This window comes from Actinoalloteichus caeruleus (assembly GCF_049311605.1).
Classification (GTDB): domain Bacteria; phylum Actinomycetota; class Actinomycetes; order Mycobacteriales; family Pseudonocardiaceae; genus Actinoalloteichus_B; species Actinoalloteichus_B caeruleus.
Genome location: NZ_CP186005.1, coordinates 4,162,913 through 4,178,541, shown reverse-complemented (window position 1 = coordinate 4,178,541; position 15,629 = coordinate 4,162,913). Strand labels below are relative to the sequence as shown.

The window sequence follows — 15,629 nt, the reverse complement described above, 5'->3', positions numbered from 1 at the left end:
GGGCCCCGGCCCCGCACCCCCGATCCGGTGGCCCCGGGGTTCGCCGCCCCCCGGGGCCACCGCCATGTCCCGCCCCGGCGGGCCGATCCACCGTCCCGGCCCGTCCGTCCCGGGTGATCTTCGGGCACCACCCCGGCGGGGGATGCCACACCCCCCGGCCCGCACCGGCACAATGCAGGCCGGAGATCAGCGAGAGGGCGGATGCAGAACCGATGACGATGTCCATTCACCAGAGGATCGCCGAGGAACTCGGGGTGCGGCAGGGCCAGGTCCAGGCCGCCGTCGACCTGCTCGACGGAGGGGCGACCGTGCCCTTCATCGCGAGGTACCGCAAGGAGGCCACCGGCACACTCGACGACGCCCAGCTGCGGGACCTGGAGGAACGCCTCCGCTACCTGCGCGAACTGGAGGACCGGCGGGCGGCGATCCTGGAGTCGATCCGGTCGCAGGGCAAGCTCGACGACGAGCTCGCGGCGCGGATCAACGCCGCCGAGTCGAAGGCCAGGCTGGAGGACATCTACCTGCCCTACAAGCCGAAACGGCGCACCAAGGCGCAGATCGCCAGGGAGGCCGGGCTCGAACCGCTCGCCGACCTGCTCCTCGCCGACCCCACCCACGACCCGAAGGCCGTCGCGGCCGACTACGTCGACGCCGAGAAGGGCGTCGCCGACGGGACGGCCGCCCTGGAGGGCGCCCGGGCCATCCTGGTGGAACGCTTCGCCGAGGACGCCGACCTCATCGGCGAGCTCCGCGAGGAGATGTGGACCCGGGGCCGGGTGGCCGCCCGGGTGCGGGAGGGCCAGGAGAACGAGGGCGCGAAGTTCGCCGACTACTTCGACTTCTCCGAGCCCTTCACCAAACTCCCCTCCCACCGGATCCTCGCGCTGTTCCGGGGGGAGAAGGAAGGCGTGCTCGACCTCGTCCTCGAACCCGACGAGGACAGCAACCCGGGTGAGGCGCCGCAGGGCCCGAGCAGCTACGAACAGCGGATCGCGCACCGCTTCGACATCGGCGACCAGGGCCGCCCGGCCGACCACTGGCTGCTCGACTCGGTGCGCTGGGCCTGGCGCACCCGCGTCCTGGTGCACCTCGGCATCGACCTGCGCACCCGACTGCGGCAGGCCGCCGAGGAGGAGGCCGTCCGCGTCTTCGCCGCGAACCTACGAGACCTGCTGCTCGCCGCCCCGGCCGGCACCCGGCCCACCCTCGGCCTCGACCCGGGCTTCCGCACCGGGGTGAAGGTCGCCGTGGTCGACGGCACCGGAAAGGTCGTGGCCACCGACACCATCTACCCGCACAAGCCCCAGGACCGCTGGGACTCCTCGATCGCCACCCTCGCGCGCCTCGCCGAGCGCCACGGCGTCGAACTCGTCGCCATCGGCAACGGCACCGCGTCCCGCGAGACCGACCGGCTGGCCGCCGACCTCATCCGCCGGCACCCCGAGTTGAGGCTGACCAAGGTGATGGTCTCCGAGGCGGGCGCCTCGGTGTACTCGGCCTCCGCCTACGCCTCCCAGGAACTGCCCGAACTGGACGTGGCGCTGCGCGGCGCCGTCTCCATCGCCCGCCGGCTCCAGGACCCGCTCGCCGAGCTGGTCAAGATCGACCCGAAGTCCATCGGGGTGGGCCAGTACCAGCACGACCTCTCCGAGACGATGCTCTCGCGGTCGCTGGACGCGGTGGTCGAGGACTGCGTGAACGGCGTGGGGGTGGATGTCAACACCGCATCGGCCCCGCTGCTGACCCGGGTCTCCGGCATCGGTGAGGGACTGGCGGAGAACATCGTCCTCCACCGCGACACCCACGGTCCGTTCCGCTCCCGCAAGCAGCTCAAGGACGTCTCCCGGCTGGGGCCGAAGGCCTTCGAGCAGTGCGCCGGCTTCCTCCGGATCCCCGACGCCGAGGACCCGCTGGACAGCTCGGCGGTGCACCCGGAGTCCTACCCCGTCGTGCGCCGCATCCTGGACGCGGTGGGCAGCGACGTCGCCGGTCTGATCGGCAACACCCGACTGCTGAAGTCCGTGCGCCCCACCGACTTCGTCGACGACGCCGTCGGCCTGCCCACCGTGACCGACATCCTCGGTGAGCTGGAGAAGCCGGGCCGCGACCCGCGGCCGGCGTTCCAGACGGCCGCCTTCGCCGAGGGGGTCGAGACCCTGGCCGACCTGCGTCCCGGCATGACCCTGGAGGGCGTCGTCACCAACGTCGCCGCCTTCGGGGCCTTCGTCGACATCGGCGTGCACCAGGACGGCCTGGTCCACGTCTCGGCGATGTCGAGGAACTTCGTGCGCGATCCCCGCGAGGTGGCCAAGCCCGGCGACATCGTCAAGGTCAAGGTGCTGGAGGTCGACGCCACCCGCAAGCGCATCTCCCTGACCCTGCGCCTCGACGACGAGCTGCCCCAGGCCGGGGGCCAGCCCGGGGAGCGGCGCGGCGGCCAGGGCGGCCGAGGCGGTCAGGGCCAGGGCGGTCAACGTCAGGGCGGCGGCCGTCAGCAGGGCGGCCGGGGTGGACAGCGCCGGGAGCGCGCCGACAGTGGCGGCGGAGCGATGGCCGACGCGCTGCGCCGCGCCGGGTTCGGCGGCGGCTCCCGCTGAGCTGAGCCCGACCGGTCGGTGGGGGCGCGGCGCCTCGGCCGGCCGGTCCGGCCCTCGCGGTCCTTGACGGTGCTGGCGACGACCACGGCCGACCGGCCGCCGAACCTGGCGGGTGCGGCGCCGCGAACGACCAGGCGGTCGACTAGGGGGTCACCCCCGCCGGGCCAGGGCCGGAGGACGGGCGCTCCCCGACGAGTTCGGTGATGCGCTCGTCCAGGTCGAGCAGCGCCGGATGCCGACCCCGCCCCCGGGCCCGCTGGCGGAGCGCCACCACCCGGTCGACGGTGCGGGCCGAGGACAGCTCGCCCATGTCGGCGAAGGCCTGACCGGCCACGGACTCGGCCTGGTCGTAGTCGCCGAGTTCCAGGTGGGCGGCGGCGATGTGGATCCGGGTCTTCGCCCGCGCCGTCACCCTGTCCTCGGGCAGGGCGGCCGCCGCCTGTTCGAGCAGGGCGAGCCCCTGCTGGGGCCGGCCGGCGTCCCGCAGACACTGGCCGACATCGGAAATCAGGTCCGGCTCGCCGTAGAAGGCCAGCCACTCCGGTTCCGGCGGGCCGGGCCGGTCGAAGGCGCGTTGCGCCTCCTCGATCGCCTGCCGCGCCGAGCGGGCGTCGCCCACGAAGGCGAGCCCCCGGGCTTCGATGGCGTGCAGCCAGGCGGCGAACCTCGGGGTGGCCGCGCCCTCGGTCATCCGCAGCGCCGACCGCGCCAGCGCCGCCGCGTGCGGGCCGTGTTCCGCGCCGGTCGCCTGGCTGGTGGCGTTGCCGATGTCGATGGTCAGCCGGCTCATCTCGGCGAGCACGTTGGCGGCGAACAGCGTGTCGCCGGCCTGGGTGGCCAGGTGCAGGGCCTGTGCGTAGTACCGCTGGCCCAGTGCGTGCCGCCCGCTGTCGGCCGTGGTCAGCCCGGCCAACCAGGTGGCCTGTGCCAGGGTGGAGAAGAGCTCCCGACCGTGCTGTTCCGAGTAGGTGGCCTCCGCCGCCACCCTGGCCTCATCGTGCACGAAGCGCACGACACGATCTCGCACCTGACCGCCGCCGAACCTGCGTTGCAGACTCTCGTAGTGCCGCACCATCTCGCCGAGGACCTTGATCTCGGCGGTACCGATGCGCCGCCCACTCCCCACCGCCGCCGTCGCTTCCGGCGGCGGGGCGGTCAGTGCCAGCCAGGCCGGCTCCGCGAAGGCGCTCGCCGTGAACGCCGAGCCCAGCAGGAAATTGCGTCGGTTCAGGTCGCGTCCGGACAGCTCCACCACGGTGCCCATCGTCCCACCCGGAGTGGACGCGCGACGGAGCGCGTCAAAGGTGTCACCCGCCGTTCGGTGGTCGTCGAACCCGCAGGCGGTGACCGTCACCGGGTAGCCGAGTCGCCGCGACAACGCGGCGGCCACCAGCCGGGGCACCGGATCGCGGGGCTGGCAGCCCAGCAGCATCCGTTTCACGGAGGTGGGAGTGGTTCCGAGATGGATGCCCTCCCGCGCGGCGGTCCGCACCACCGCGTTCGCCAGCCCCGTGTTGCTCAGCTCCGCCTCCGCCATCAGTCGGCGCAGGTCCTGGTTCCCGTGCATCGCGACCCCGTGTCATCACCGTGGGTTTCCCTGTGCGTCCGGAGAGTAGTGGCCCGAGCGGACGAGTGGGAGGCGTTGGGGCTGGTCACGGCGAAGTGAGACCCCAGTAGGACCCCTGGGAGGGGACTGGGACTTCCGCCGGGCGGCGAGAGGTGGTGGGCGGGTCGTGGACGGAAGGCGTCCACTGTGGGACTGCCGTGGCGATCGATCCGGCGGTGAGGTGGGGGTGTGGCCGGGCGCACGGCCGCGAAACCGTCATCGAGATCGGGGAATGACCACATGGGACGACGGAAGGGCAGTCCAGCCGAGATCGCCTCGGCCATCACCAGGCGCTACATGGGCCGCTGGTCCTGGGTGTCGGACGAGCAGCGGCTGCGGTACTACCAGGACTGGCTGCGGGAGATGGAGCCCTGCGTCACCGAGGAGCCCGACCTCCACTCGGAGTGGGTGCGGACGATGGTGGGCCAGCTCCGGCGGGTGGTGCGTGAGCTGGAAGCCAAAGAGGCCGAGGCGGCGGCAGCGGAGGACACCGCCTCCGCTGCTCAGGCAGCGACGCCGTGACCACCCCGGCTCCCCGAGCGGGCGTGTCCAGCGCGGTGTGCGCCGGGTTCGCCCCCGCCGTAGCGGGTGATCCCGTGACCGCCCTCCCGCCCGATGTCGTGATGCCGGGTCGCGAGCTTGCCCGGCTGGTGGTGTGGTGGCGGAGCAGTACCGGCCGGTTCGCCTGGGTGTCGAGGCAGGCCGCCTTGGAGTCGTCCTCCGTCCGGAACACGCGCCCGCCGAACCGGTCGGGCTGCCCGGCGTGCAGGCCCGGCGGGTGGCCGGGGCGCTCCTCGTGCCCGACGCCGACGCGGTGGCGACCGTCATCACGGCCGGGCCGGGGGTGGTGGCCTCGCTGATGGTGACGACCCTGTCCCGGCTCGGCGGGAAGGTCCTCACCCTGACCTCTCCCGGTGCCCCGCCGCTGACGTGGGCGCTTCCCGTGCGGTGGCGCCCACCCCAGCCCCAGGGTCCCGCGCTCACCCACCCGCAGCGGGCCGGGGAGCTGATCGGCCGGGCCGCCTCGGCCGCCGAAAACCATACCTGAACAGGAGAACCGCCGTGGACATGCAGCAGATCATCGGAGGCTTACAGGCCGCCAGCACCCTCCTGGAGCCCTACGGTCTCAGTCAGGAACAGGGCCGGATGGACGAGGTCACCGGGCACCTGGCGGTGCTCAACGGCACCGCCCGGCACGGCGAGGTGCTGGCGCAGCTGGAGCAGATCCGCCAGTCGATCGCGATGGCCGCGAACCAGCAGCAGCAGTTGCGCGAGCAGTTGGTGCGGCTGATGGCCACGTTTCAGGGCGGCTTCGGGATCTGATCAGGCCCCTGGGCCGCCAGCCGGTGGGGTGGTGCACGGCACCCACGACCCCGCCCCGGCCGACGAACCGCCCCAGGGCCGTTCGCTGCCGCACCCGTCGAACACCCCGTGGGAAGCGGCCCTGGGGACAGGCGTCGCCTGGGTGGCCTGGGCCCGAGACCAGTTGCCGGAACGTCCCCGAGGCCGGGGCCAGACGACCGGGATCATCCTGGGAGGCTCTGACGGCAGCGGCGAGCGGATGGTGTCCGGCCACGAGCCGGAGTCGGACCTGGCGGGCCTCATCCTCGCCACCAGCGACGTGTTTCCGGAGCATCGGCTGCGGGACCTCGCCATTGCGGACGTGGCGCGCCACGTCGAGACGAAGCTAGCGGTACGCCAGGCAGAAGCCGGTGTCACCCACACGGTTGTCGTCCTCAATAACCGTATGTGCGACGGTCTTTACGGGTGTACGGAAGCAGTAGCCGCGATCCTGCCCCGGGGGTTCTCCATGACGGTATGGGAACCAGGGCGCAGCCGACCGACCATCATCGAAGGGAAAGCCACGTGACAGTCGTTGTGACCGCGATCATTGACAATGATCGCTACTACGCCCGGACGGAGGAGGAACGAGCGGTCCTGATTCGCCGAATGGTGGACGAGGAGCATCCGGGATGGGCGTCACTCGTCTACGTCTGGGATCGGCCAGCGGGAGAGGGAAGCGGACGGCTGGCGTGGCCGGCGTGGCAGCTTCGGGTGTCCACTGAGCCGGGCCTCGGGGTGGGCGCGCTCAACTGGGTGGGGCCGGTTCCGAGTGATGAGCTGGGCCCATGGGACACTCTGAATCCCACGCCGATCGTCGGTGTCGCGGTCGAGTTCGACGGTTCCGTTCCCTCCTACTTTCCGCCGTCGGCGGTGCTGCCAATCGACGACGTGCGCCGGGCCGTTGCGGAACACTTCAACACGGGCCGCCGGCCGGAGTGCGTGCAGTGGCAGCCGGGCTATCGGTTCTGAGCCCACGACCGGCATTAACCTGAAGGGCCCCGAGGGCAGTGGCGAACGGGTGGTGTCCGGGCGTGGGCCGGAGTCGGACGTGGTGGGCCTCATTCTCGCCACCAGCGACCTGTTCCCCGAACATCCGCTGCGCGACCGCGCAATCGCCGATGCCGCCCGTCACGTCGAGACGAAGCTGGCGCTGCGCCAGGCAGAGTCCGGTGTCACCCACGCGGTCGTCGTCGTCAACAACCTGATGTGCGAAGGCCCTTACGGGTGTACGGAAGCAGTAGCCGCGATCCTGCCCCGGGGATTCTCCATGACGGTATGGGAACCAGGGCGCAGCCGACCGACCACCGTCGAAGGGAAAGCCACGTGGCAGTCGTCGTGACCGCGATCATCGACAACGTTCGGCACTACGCCCGGACGGAGGGCGAACGGACGGCACTGGTCCGGGCGGTCGTGGACGAACCGCACCCGGCCGGCCCCAGTCTCCTCTACGTCTGGGACAGGCCCGCCGGGCAGGGAGCCGGGCACGAGGCGTGGCCGGAGTGGCAGCTGAGGGTGTCCACCGTGCCTGACCAGGGGGTGGGAGCGTTGAACTGGGCGGGTGACTCGCCGGACGGTGACCTCGGGCCCTGGGACACGTACAACCCGGGAGCCGATCTGGGCGGCTCCGCGCTCCTCTTCGACGAGTCCGCGCCGCTCTTCTTCCCCCTTTCCGCGACGCTCGCGCTCCAGGACGTGCGCCGAGCCGTCACCGAACATCTGCGGACCGGGCGTCGACCGGAGTGCGTCCAGTGGCAGCCGGGGGACTGGTACTGAATCGGCGGGTTCCTCGGCGTGCTGAGGACGTGGTGAGCCAGGCGGGGGCGGGGCCCGTGCCGTTTCGACGAGCGGCTTCCGGGACTTCCGTCAGGACTGACCTCGGTTCCTCACAGCCACGTCGCCGGCCGTGTGCTGCTGGCGGCGTCGTGGACAGGGGGCCTGAGGAGGTGGACGAGCGGGCGCGGCGCGGTCGGGCCCCTGCCGTCCGTTCTTCGGAGGCCCGGGTCGCCACCCTCCGTCTGGTGGTCGCCCTCCCTGTTGGGAGGACGACCACCGGCCGGGGAGCTCAGGCGGCCAGGCCGGCCTTGAGGGCCTGGGCGATCCGGACCACGCGGCGGGCCTGCACGCCGGCGGCGGTGCGGGTCACGTCGTTGACGGGGTTGCTCCCCTGGGCGTCCACGTGGCTGGTGCCGTAGGGGTTGCCGTCGACGAACTTCGAGCCGTCGGTGAAGCCGGGGCTGACGAGGATGCCGCCGAAGTGGTGGATGGTGTTGTACAGCGCGAGCAGCGTGGACTCCTGGCCGCCGTGCAGGGTGGCGGAGGAGGCGAAGCCGCTGTAGACCTTGTCGGCCAGCAGGCCCTGCTGCCACTCGCCGCCGAGGGTGTCGATGAACTGCTTGAGCTGGGCGGCGATGTTGCCGTAGCGGGTGGGGGAGCCGAAGATCACCGCGTCCGCCCACACCACGTCGTCGGCCGTGACCTCGGGGACGTCGGAGGTGGCGTCGACGTTCGCCCGCCAGGCCGGGTTGGAGTCGATGGCGGCGTCGGGGGCCAGCTCGGGCGCCTTGCGCAGGCGCACCTCGGCACCGGCCTGCTCGGCCTCGGCGACCAGGGTGCGGGCGATCTCCGCGATGGTGCCGGTGGACGAGTAGTAGATGACGCTCAGCTTGACCTTGCTCATGGGGGTGTTCGTTCCTCTCGGTCGGGGGTCTGCGGACGACCCGACGCGAGGTTAAACATTAAACATCTTCCGTGCAAGAAGTTCGCCGGGAAGATGTGTTCGGCTACACTCGCCCAGTCCGGAACGTGAGACGAGGGGGAGGAGGGGCGTGCGCATGACCGCCGCGCGTGACGCGGGCCTCGCGGCCGACGACGAGATCATCACCTGGTGGGGGCTGGTCATCGAGGGCTACCACGCGACGCAGGCCCGGATCCAGGCCGAGATCGGCGAGCGCTTCGACCTCGCCCCCGCCTCCTTCGACATCCTGATCCGCCTGGTCCGCAGCCCCGACCACCGGATGCCGATGACCCGGCTCGCCCACGAGGCCGCCCTCTCCAGCGGCGGTTTCACCAAGGTCGCCGACCGGCTCGTGGCGGCGGACCTGATCCGGCGGCACCGCTGCGACCGGGACCGCCGGGTGACCTACGCCGAACTCACCGACCACGGGCTGGACATCGCCAAGCAGGTGCGGGCCGCCGGCGCGGAGATCCTGCGCCGCCGCGTCCTCGCGCCCCTCGGGCCTGGGGACTCCCAGCGGCTCGCCGACGCCATGCGCGCGCTGCGCGAGGCCAACGGCGACCCCCAGGAGGAACGGGGCGTCGGACGACCCGGGGCCTGCTGACAGGCTCCCCTCGCCGCCCCGGGGGGCTTCCGGCGCCGGCGCGCCCACGGCCGAACACCTCGGGCTCCCGTCCTCCTCAGGACGTCGCCCGTCGAGGGACGGGCCGGGTGGCGGCCGGGCGGGGCCGCGACGATCAGGAGGTCGGCACCGGGTCGATCGCGGGGAGGCCGTCGATGCTGACCGCGTTGCGGGTCGCGAGGTAGGTCGCGGCGTTCTCGTCGCTGCGGCGCCCGTTGTGCCGGGTCAGCAGGTCCCGGTCACCCACGTAGTCCATGAGGGGGAGGGAGAACCCACAGGAGTCGCTGATCCGGGTCACCTCGACGTCGATCACGGCCCGCAACCTCGGCGCCGGCTCGACCTCGAACCGCGACACGAGCTCGGCGAAGTCCGGGTCCGACGGCACGACCGCACGGCCCCGACCGTGGAGCCGGACCACGTTGGGCGCGCCGGAGAAGGAGCAGAACATCAGCACGACCCGCCCGTTCTCCCGGAGGTGCGCGATCGTTTCCACTCCGCTGGCCATGTAGTCGAGGTAGGCGACGCGGTGTTCGCCCAGGACCGTGAACGTGCCCCGCATCCCCTTCGGCGACACGTTCACATGCCCCTCGGCGCCGGCGGGCGCGGTGCCCACGAAGAACACCGGCTGCGCGAGCACGAACTCCCGCAGCCGGCCGTCAATCCGCTCGTATAACTTCACGCCACCATCCTGACCGATCGGCCAGGCCCGTCGGCGGACCGATCAGCTCTCGATCCAGTTGTGCCCACGAGCGAGCTCCAGCAGGCGGGTGCGCACCTGCACGACCTGCGCGGCGGTCAGCGTCGGTGCCGCGTCGAGCAGCGCCTCGGTCAGCTCGACCCGGAACTCGGCGGCGGAGAGGACGTCGCACATGCCGTCCTCCTCGTCCTCCCGCCCGATCGGACGCGGCGCCGGAGCGGCCACCCTCGCCGGCGCGGGTGGCGAGGACACGGCCGGTGAGACGAGTCGGACCTCGGACGCCTTCAGCCCCCGGTCGCCGTCCTCCACCACGAAGGACACCTTGGCCCCCGGCTGGAACAGGTGCTTGGCATCACGCAGGTCGTTCGCGTGCATGAAGACGTCCTCGCTGCCCTCGTCGGGCGCGATGAAGCCGTATCCGCGTGTCTCGTCGAACCGAAGGATCTTGCCGGTTGTCACCACAGCTACCCCAAACCTCAACACAGTCCAGCGTCGTCCACGCTGGCGGTCCCGGCAGGCTACAACAGCGCCCGCTCAGGTGACAGACCCGAGAACGCGCCGATCTCCTCCAACCGGCGGTAGGCCGAACACCGGAAGCGGACACCGTCGGTGACCGAATCCGGATGTCCCGGCCCCGGCTCGGAACGGTCGTCCCGAGTGGATACCGTGGCGGCGGCACGGAGGGCGGCGTGGCCGCCGCCACCCCGAGGACGCGCGCTGGACGCGCGTGGCCCGGGGCGGCACCCCGCGCCCAACGGCGGGCCGGACGGAGGTGAGGAACTCGTGGACGGGTCCCCGCGCGGCGCCGTGCTGGACGCGACCCTGGAGCGGATCACCTTCGCCAACGAGGAGACCGGCTACACCGTGGCGAGGGTGGACACCGGCCGGGGCGGCGAGCTGGTCACCGTGGTGGGCGCGCTGCTCGGGGCGCAGCCGGGTGAGGCGCTGCGGATGCGGGGCCGGTGGGGCTCCCACCCGCAGTACGGTCGGCAGTTCCACGTCGAGGACTACTCCACCGTGCTCCCCGCCACGGTCCAGGGAATCCGCCGTTACCTCGGGTCAGGGTTGATCAAGGGCATCGGGCCGCGCCTGGCCGACCGCATCGTCGAACACTTCGGCACCGCCGCGCTCGACGTGATCGAGCAGACGCCCGACCGCCTCATCGAGGTCCCCAAACTCGGCCCGAAGCGCACCAAGCTGATCGCGGCCGCCTGGGAGGAGCAGAAGGCCATCAAGGAGGTGATGGTCTTCCTCCAGGGAGTCGGGGTGTCCACCTCGCTCGCGGTCAAGATCTACAAGCAGTACACCGACGACGCCATCCGCGTCGTGCGGGAGGAACCGTACCGGTTGGCCGGCGACGTCTGGGGAATCGGTTTCAAGACCGCGGACACCATCGCCAAGGCCGTCGGCATCCCCCACGACTCCCCGCAGCGGGTCAAGGCCGGTCTCCAGTTCACCCTCTCCGAGGCCACCGGCAACGGCAACTGCTACCTGCCCGAGCTGGAGCTGATCGCCGAGGCGATCAAGATCCTGGCCGTCGACGCGGGACTGGTCGCCGAATGCCTCGGGGAACTCGTCGAGGAGGAGGGCGTCGTCCGGGAGGAGGTCCCCGGGGACGACGCCGAGAACCCGACGGCCGCCGTCTACCTCGTGCCGTTCCACCGCGCCGAGATCTCGTTGGCCAGCCGGATGCGCCGCCTGCTGGCCACCAGCGCCGACCGCCTGCCCGCCTTCGCCGACGTCGACTGGTCCCGGGCCCTGGACTGGCTGCGCCGCTCCACCGGCGCCGAGCTCGCCGAGGCCCAGGAACGCGCCGTCCGGCTCGCCCTCACCGAACGGGTGGCCGTCCTGACCGGAGGACCCGGCTGCGGGAAGAGCTTCACCGTGCGGTCCATCGTCACCCTGGCCAGGGCGAAACGCGCCAAGGTGGTCCTGGCCGCGCCCACGGGGCGGGCGGCGAAACGGCTCACCGAACTGACCGGCCACGAGGCCGCCACCGTCCACCGGCTGCTGGAGCTCAAACCGGGAGGTGACGCCGCCTACGACGCCGACCGCCCCCTCGACGCGGACCTCGTGGTGGTCGACGAGGCCTCCATGCTGGACCTGCTGCTGGCCAACAAACTCGTCAAGGCGATCGCGCCCGGCGCGCACCTGCTGCTCGTCGGCGATGTCGACCAGCTGCCCTCGGTGGGGGCCGGCGAGGTCCTGCGGGACCTGCTCGCCCCGGACACCCCCATCCCGCACGTGCGGCTCGACCAGATCTTCCGGCAGGCCGCCGAGTCGGGCGTGGTCACCAACGCCCACCGCATCAACTCGGGCGACCACCCCCTGCTCAAGGGCATGGACGACTTCTTCCTCTTCCCCGTCGACGAGGCCGAGGCCGCCGCCGAACTGACGGTGGATGTCGTCGCCCGCCGCATCCCCCGCAGGTTCGGCCTGGACCCCCGCCGGGACATCCAGGTGCTCGCGCCCATGCACCGAGGGCCGGCCGGGGCCGGTGCGTTGAACCTCCTCCTCCAGGAGGCGCTGACACCACCCCGGGACGGCCTGCCCGAACGACGCTTCGGCGGGCGGATCTTCCGCCTGGGGGACAAGGTCACCCAGATCCGGAACAACTACGACAAGGGCGCCAACGGCGTGTTCAACGGGACCCAGGGCGTGGTGACCGCCCTCGACCAGGACGAGCAGACGCTGACCGTCCGCACCGACGAGGACGAGGACATCGAGTACGAGTTCTCCGAGCTGGACGAGCTGGTGCACGCCTACGCGGTCACCATCCACCGGTCCCAGGGCAGCGAGTACCCGTGCGTGGTCATCCCCGTCACCACCAGCGCCTGGATGATGTTGCAGCGCAACCTCCTCTACACGGCGGTGACCAGGGCCAAGAAGCTGGTGGTCCTCGTCGGGTCGAGGCGGGCGCTCGGCCAGGCGGTCCGCACCGTGGGGTCGGGCCGTCGGCACACGGCACTCGACTGGCGGCTGCGCCGTCCCGCGCCCCGCTCCTGAGCCGCCGACCGGCACCCGCGGTAGCGGTGGCCCGAGCACGAAGGACGCACAACGACCCGTTCAGTCCTGTCCCGGGTGGTGCCCCGATGGCTAGCATCGGGCGGAGGTGGACATCACACCTCTGATCGGGCCGTCGGCCCCACGTCGGCACCCCGACCGGGGGGACGGAAGGGGACCCCGCGTGCACAGCCAGGAACCGACGACCTCGCCCTCCGCGCTGGAGGCCTTGGCCCGGCTGCCCGACGACGAGGCCTACGGGGAGCTGACCGGCCTGGCCCGCGCCGCCCTCCAACGGGCCAGGGCGCTGGGGCTCACCGTCGTCGACGAACTGCCCGAGGGCGGCGGGTGGACCGTGCGCCTGCCCGACGAGAGCTACGACGCGACCCGGGTGGTGGAGTTGGCCGCCGGCCTGGACACCGGTCTGCTCTACGTCAGCATGTGGGCCTTCGACCCGGACGACGTCGAGGAGTTCGGGCCGGCCAGCCCACCGGCGGACGACGGGGTGGCCGCCGTGCAACGGGTGATGCGCCGGTTCGACGGCGTGCTCTACCAGTTCGACGTGGCCTTCGTCCACCGAGGTGTCCTGCACCGGTGGACCTACCAGGAACCCTTCTACGCGCTGTTCCGGCAGGCACTGGCGGCGGTGTCGCCCGCCGCGCCCACCGCCCGGCACGAGGGCACCGGAGACGTGGTGGACTCCGAGGAGGTTCGCCGGCTCGCCGCCGTGCTGCTGGCGTTGCCCGCCTTCCGGGCGGCGGGCACGGATGTGCGGCGGGCGAGGGTGGCCCGCCGCCAGCCCGAGCTGCGGGGGATGTTGAGCCAGTCGGGACTCCCCGGCCGCACCGCCCGGGAGGCCATCCAACAGGCCACCGACACGGCGCTCCAGGTGGCGGAGGACCACCACGAGCGGCTGGCCCGGTCGTTGCCCACCCTGGCGGAGGAACTCGCCGACGACCCCCGCTTCCAGGAGGCGGGTAACGCCACCCTGCGCCGCAAGGTCGCCGACGACTTCCTGGTCGAACGGGCGGACGGCTACCGCTGCCCGGTGTGGCTGCGGGAGAAACTGCTGACCACCGCACCTCTCAACGGCGGGGGTGCGCGTCGCCCCTCCTGACGCCTGTCCTCGCTCAGCGCTGGCTGTCCACCCACTCCCGCACCACCCGGTCCAGGACCTCCAGCGGCAGCGGACCGTCGGACAACACCGTGTCGTGGAAGGCGCGGATGTCGAACCGGTCGCCCAGCGCCTCCTCCGCCGCGGCGCGGATGCGCTGGATCTCCAGGCGCCCGACCATGTAGGACAGCGCCTGGCCCGGGGCGGTGATGTAGCGGTCCACCTCGGACTCGATCTCGGAGGCGGACATGGCGGTGTTGGTCCGCAGGTAGTCGATGGCCTGCTGACGGCTCCAGCCCTTGGCGTGCAGACCGGTGTCGACCACCAGGCGACCGGCCCGCATGGCGTCCTGGGTGAGCATGCCCAGCCGGTCCAGGTCGCCGGAGTACAGGCCCATCTCCTCCGCCAACCGTTCGGTGTAGAGCCCCCAGCCCTCCAGGTAGGCGTTGAACGGGGCGAGGCGGCGGAGCAACGGCAGGTCGGTCAGTTCGAGGGCGAGCGCGATCTGGAAGTGGTGCCCCGGCACCGCCTCGTGGAAGGCGACGGCCTCCGAGGTGGTCCTGGCCCGCTCCTCCGCCCGGTGGGTGTTGACGAAGTAGGTGCCCGGGCGGCTGCCGTCCAGCGCCGGGGACATGTAGTAGGCGATCGGGGCGCCGGGGGCCTCGGACTCCGGCACGGCCTCCACCGCGCAGCTCTCGGCCGGCATCCGGTTGAACCAGGCCGGCGCGACCTTCTCGGCCCGGGCGATCGCGGCACGGGCCTCGGTGACCATCTCCTCGCCGCTCGACCACAGCAGGGCCGGGTCCGTGCGCAGCCGCTCGAAGATCTCGGTCACGTCGTCGGTGCCGAACACGCGGCCACCGATCTCCGCGTACTCCCGTTTCAGGTCCTCGATGAGCCGGAGACCGGTTTCGTGCAGTTCCTCGGGGGTCCGGCTCGTCGTGGTGTGCGCCCGGGCGAGGCCGGCGTAGATGGCGTCACCACCCGGCAGCCAGCTGAGGCCCGGGTGGTCCATGTCCCGGCCGGAGGGGACGACCTCGGTGGCGAGCACGTCGCGGTAGCGGCGGAACGCCGGCCGCACCACCTCGGCCAGCAGCCGGTCCCGCTCGGCGCGGAACCCGGCGAGGTCCACGTCGGCCTCGGCCGGCGGTTCCGGCTGGCGCAGGGGGTCGTCATCCGGGGCGGCGAGGTACCGGTCCAGGAAGTCCACGGTGGCCTCGACGAGGTGGCGCACCGGCAGCAGGCCCGCGCCGATCCCGGACCGGTGACGCTCGGCGATCGCCTCGAGCACGGTGGGCAGCCCGGCGAGCCTGGCGAGGTACCCGTCGGCGTGCGCGCGGTCGGCGATCCCGACCCTCGGCAGCATGATGAGCAGCTCGGCGGTGGAGGAGAAGAAGGAGTCGGCGACCGTGTACTCCACCGCGCGGGCGTCGAGGTGTTCCAGCAGCCCGCTGGCCTGGTGGATCACCACGTCCCGGTTCAACCGGTCACCGTGGTCCAGGGACTCGGCGTCGAGCGCCCGCGCCCGGTCGAGGATGGCCTGGAGACGACCGCGCTGGTCCTCGTCACCGGCGACCCCGTAGTCGGGGAGCCGGTCGTCCCGGTCCCGTAACCCGACCAGGGTGGCATCGATGGGACGCGCGTCGAACATCGCGGCGATCAGGTCGTCCGCGAGCTGGGCTGGGGTGGTCATGTCTCTCCTCGTTCCCGGGAGCCGAAATGGGGAGACAGTATCCAAGCGGCGGCGGAACGGGCGGTTCGTGGACCGGGCGGCTCACATCGTTGTCGTGCTGTGGCCGGACCGCGTTCCCGCGCGACGGACGGGGGCGGCGGGCGTGGCGGGCGGCGCCGCGGGCCAGGACCCGCTCACCCGGTGCGGCCATTCGGCGGCCTGAGATGCGTTGATCGATCA

Annotated in this window: 16 protein-coding genes; 11 read left to right on the top strand and 5 right to left on the bottom strand. The window is 72.1% G+C overall.

What is annotated here, in order from left to right; all coding sequences use genetic code 11:
• The first annotated feature begins 212 nt into the window (after positions 1-212).
• Positions 213-2,597 carry a Tex family protein gene (locus tag ACOJVX_RS16760; protein WP_035292278.1) on the top strand — a complete coding sequence of 795 codons (2,385 nt, stop codon included), beginning with the start codon at positions 213-215 and terminating at the stop codon, positions 2,595-2,597.
• A 142-nt stretch (positions 2,598-2,739) separates the two neighbouring features.
• Here ACOJVX_RS16760 and ACOJVX_RS16755 read toward each other — a convergent pair whose 3' ends face one another.
• The gene (locus ACOJVX_RS16755; RefSeq protein ID WP_026419166.1) at positions 2,740-4,164 is read right to left on the bottom strand and encodes a hypothetical protein; all 1,425 of its coding nucleotides are present in this window, start codon (positions 4,162-4,164) and stop codon (positions 2,740-2,742) included.
• Between the two features lie 279 nt (positions 4,165-4,443).
• On the opposite strand from ACOJVX_RS16755, the gene ACOJVX_RS16750 reads away from it, so the two are divergent.
• The 7 genes from ACOJVX_RS16750 to ACOJVX_RS16720 all read left to right on the top strand — a co-directional run bounded on the left by ACOJVX_RS16750 (position 4,444) and on the right by ACOJVX_RS16720 (position 7,320).
• Positions 4,444-4,725: a hypothetical protein gene (locus ACOJVX_RS16750; protein ID WP_026419167.1), complete on the top strand. Its 282-nt coding sequence runs from the start codon at positions 4,444-4,446 to the stop codon at positions 4,723-4,725.
• A gap of 136 nt (positions 4,726-4,861) precedes the next feature.
• Entirely contained in the window at positions 4,862-5,251 is a 390-nt protein-coding gene (locus tag ACOJVX_RS16745; protein ID WP_026419168.1) for a hypothetical protein, read from the top strand.
• Between the two features lie 14 nt (positions 5,252-5,265).
• The gene (locus ACOJVX_RS16740; RefSeq protein ID WP_418155253.1) at positions 5,266-5,526 is read left to right on the top strand and encodes a hypothetical protein; all 261 of its coding nucleotides are present in this window, start codon (positions 5,266-5,268) and stop codon (positions 5,524-5,526) included.
• Positions 5,527-5,557: 31 nt separating this feature from the next.
• Positions 5,558-6,073, top strand: coding sequence for a DddA-like double-stranded DNA deaminase toxin (locus ACOJVX_RS16735; protein ID WP_051314043.1), 516 nt, complete (start codon positions 5,558-5,560; stop codon positions 6,071-6,073).
• Positions 6,070-6,516, top strand: coding sequence for an Imm1 family immunity protein (locus ACOJVX_RS16730; protein ID WP_418155252.1), 447 nt, complete (start codon positions 6,070-6,072; stop codon positions 6,514-6,516). The genes ACOJVX_RS16735 and ACOJVX_RS16730 overlap by 4 nt, the downstream gene beginning before the upstream one ends.
• 49 nt (positions 6,517-6,565) lie before the next feature.
• Complete coding sequence (locus ACOJVX_RS16725; protein WP_418155251.1) at positions 6,566-6,886, top strand: DddA-like double-stranded DNA deaminase toxin; 321 nt, start codon at positions 6,566-6,568, stop codon at positions 6,884-6,886.
• A complete protein-coding gene (locus ACOJVX_RS16720) occupies positions 6,871-7,320 on the top strand; it encodes an Imm1 family immunity protein (protein WP_051314046.1) in 450 nt (149 codons plus the stop codon). The genes ACOJVX_RS16725 and ACOJVX_RS16720 overlap by 16 nt, the downstream gene beginning before the upstream one ends.
• A gap of 289 nt (positions 7,321-7,609) precedes the next feature.
• On the opposite strand, the gene wrbA is transcribed toward ACOJVX_RS16720, so the two are convergent.
• Positions 7,610-8,224, bottom strand: coding sequence for an NAD(P)H:quinone oxidoreductase (gene wrbA, locus ACOJVX_RS16715; protein ID WP_026419172.1), 615 nt, complete (start codon positions 8,222-8,224; stop codon positions 7,610-7,612).
• Positions 8,225-8,378: 154 nt separating this feature from the next.
• Between wrbA and ACOJVX_RS16710 the strand changes: the two genes are divergently transcribed.
• On the top strand, positions 8,379-8,885 hold the full coding sequence (locus ACOJVX_RS16710; protein WP_035292280.1) for a MarR family winged helix-turn-helix transcriptional regulator: 507 nt from the start codon (positions 8,379-8,381) through the stop codon (positions 8,883-8,885).
• A 133-nt stretch (positions 8,886-9,018) separates the two neighbouring features.
• On the opposite strand, the gene ACOJVX_RS16705 is transcribed toward ACOJVX_RS16710, so the two are convergent.
• Together ACOJVX_RS16705 and ACOJVX_RS16700 are read right to left on the bottom strand one after the other, a co-directional pair.
• On the bottom strand, positions 9,019-9,582 hold the full coding sequence (locus ACOJVX_RS16705) for a pyridoxamine 5'-phosphate oxidase family protein (RefSeq protein WP_418155250.1): 564 nt from the start codon (positions 9,580-9,582) through the stop codon (positions 9,019-9,021).
• 42 nt (positions 9,583-9,624) lie between these two features.
• Entirely contained in the window at positions 9,625-10,059 is a 435-nt protein-coding gene (locus ACOJVX_RS16700) for a cold-shock protein (RefSeq protein ID WP_035292289.1), read from the bottom strand.
• A 324-nt stretch (positions 10,060-10,383) separates the two neighbouring features.
• Between ACOJVX_RS16700 and recD2 the strand changes: the two genes are divergently transcribed.
• On the top strand, positions 10,384-12,606 hold the full coding sequence (recD2, locus tag ACOJVX_RS16695; protein WP_026419175.1) for an SF1B family DNA helicase RecD2: 2,223 nt from the start codon (positions 10,384-10,386) through the stop codon (positions 12,604-12,606).
• A gap of 181 nt (positions 12,607-12,787) precedes the next feature.
• Positions 12,788-13,720 (top strand): hypothetical protein, encoded by a 933-nt coding sequence (locus tag ACOJVX_RS16690; RefSeq protein WP_026419176.1) that lies wholly within the window; start codon positions 12,788-12,790, stop codon positions 13,718-13,720.
• Between the two features lie 13 nt (positions 13,721-13,733).
• On the opposite strand, the gene ACOJVX_RS16685 is transcribed toward ACOJVX_RS16690, so the two are convergent.
• A complete protein-coding gene (locus tag ACOJVX_RS16685; RefSeq protein ID WP_103056069.1) occupies positions 13,734-15,410 on the bottom strand; it encodes a DUF885 domain-containing protein in 1,677 nt (558 codons plus the stop codon).
• Between the last annotated feature and the right edge of the window lie 219 nt (positions 15,411-15,629).

Coding starts and splice junctions, on each gene's coding strand:
- ACOJVX_RS16760 (WP_035292278.1), top strand. CDS start 213: ATGACGATGTCCATTCACCAGAGGATCGCCGAGGAACTCGGGGTGCGG.
- ACOJVX_RS16755 (WP_026419166.1), bottom strand. CDS start 4,164: ATGCACGGGAACCAGGACCTGCGCCGACTGATGGCGGAGGCGGAGCTG.
- ACOJVX_RS16750 (WP_026419167.1), top strand. CDS start 4,444: ATGGGACGACGGAAGGGCAGTCCAGCCGAGATCGCCTCGGCCATCACC.
- wrbA (WP_026419172.1), bottom strand. CDS start 8,224: ATGAGCAAGGTCAAGCTGAGCGTCATCTACTACTCGTCCACCGGCACC.
- ACOJVX_RS16710 (WP_035292280.1), top strand. CDS start 8,379: ATGACCGCCGCGCGTGACGCGGGCCTCGCGGCCGACGACGAGATCATC.
- ACOJVX_RS16685 (WP_103056069.1), bottom strand. CDS start 15,410: ATGACCACCCCAGCCCAGCTCGCGGACGACCTGATCGCCGCGATGTTC.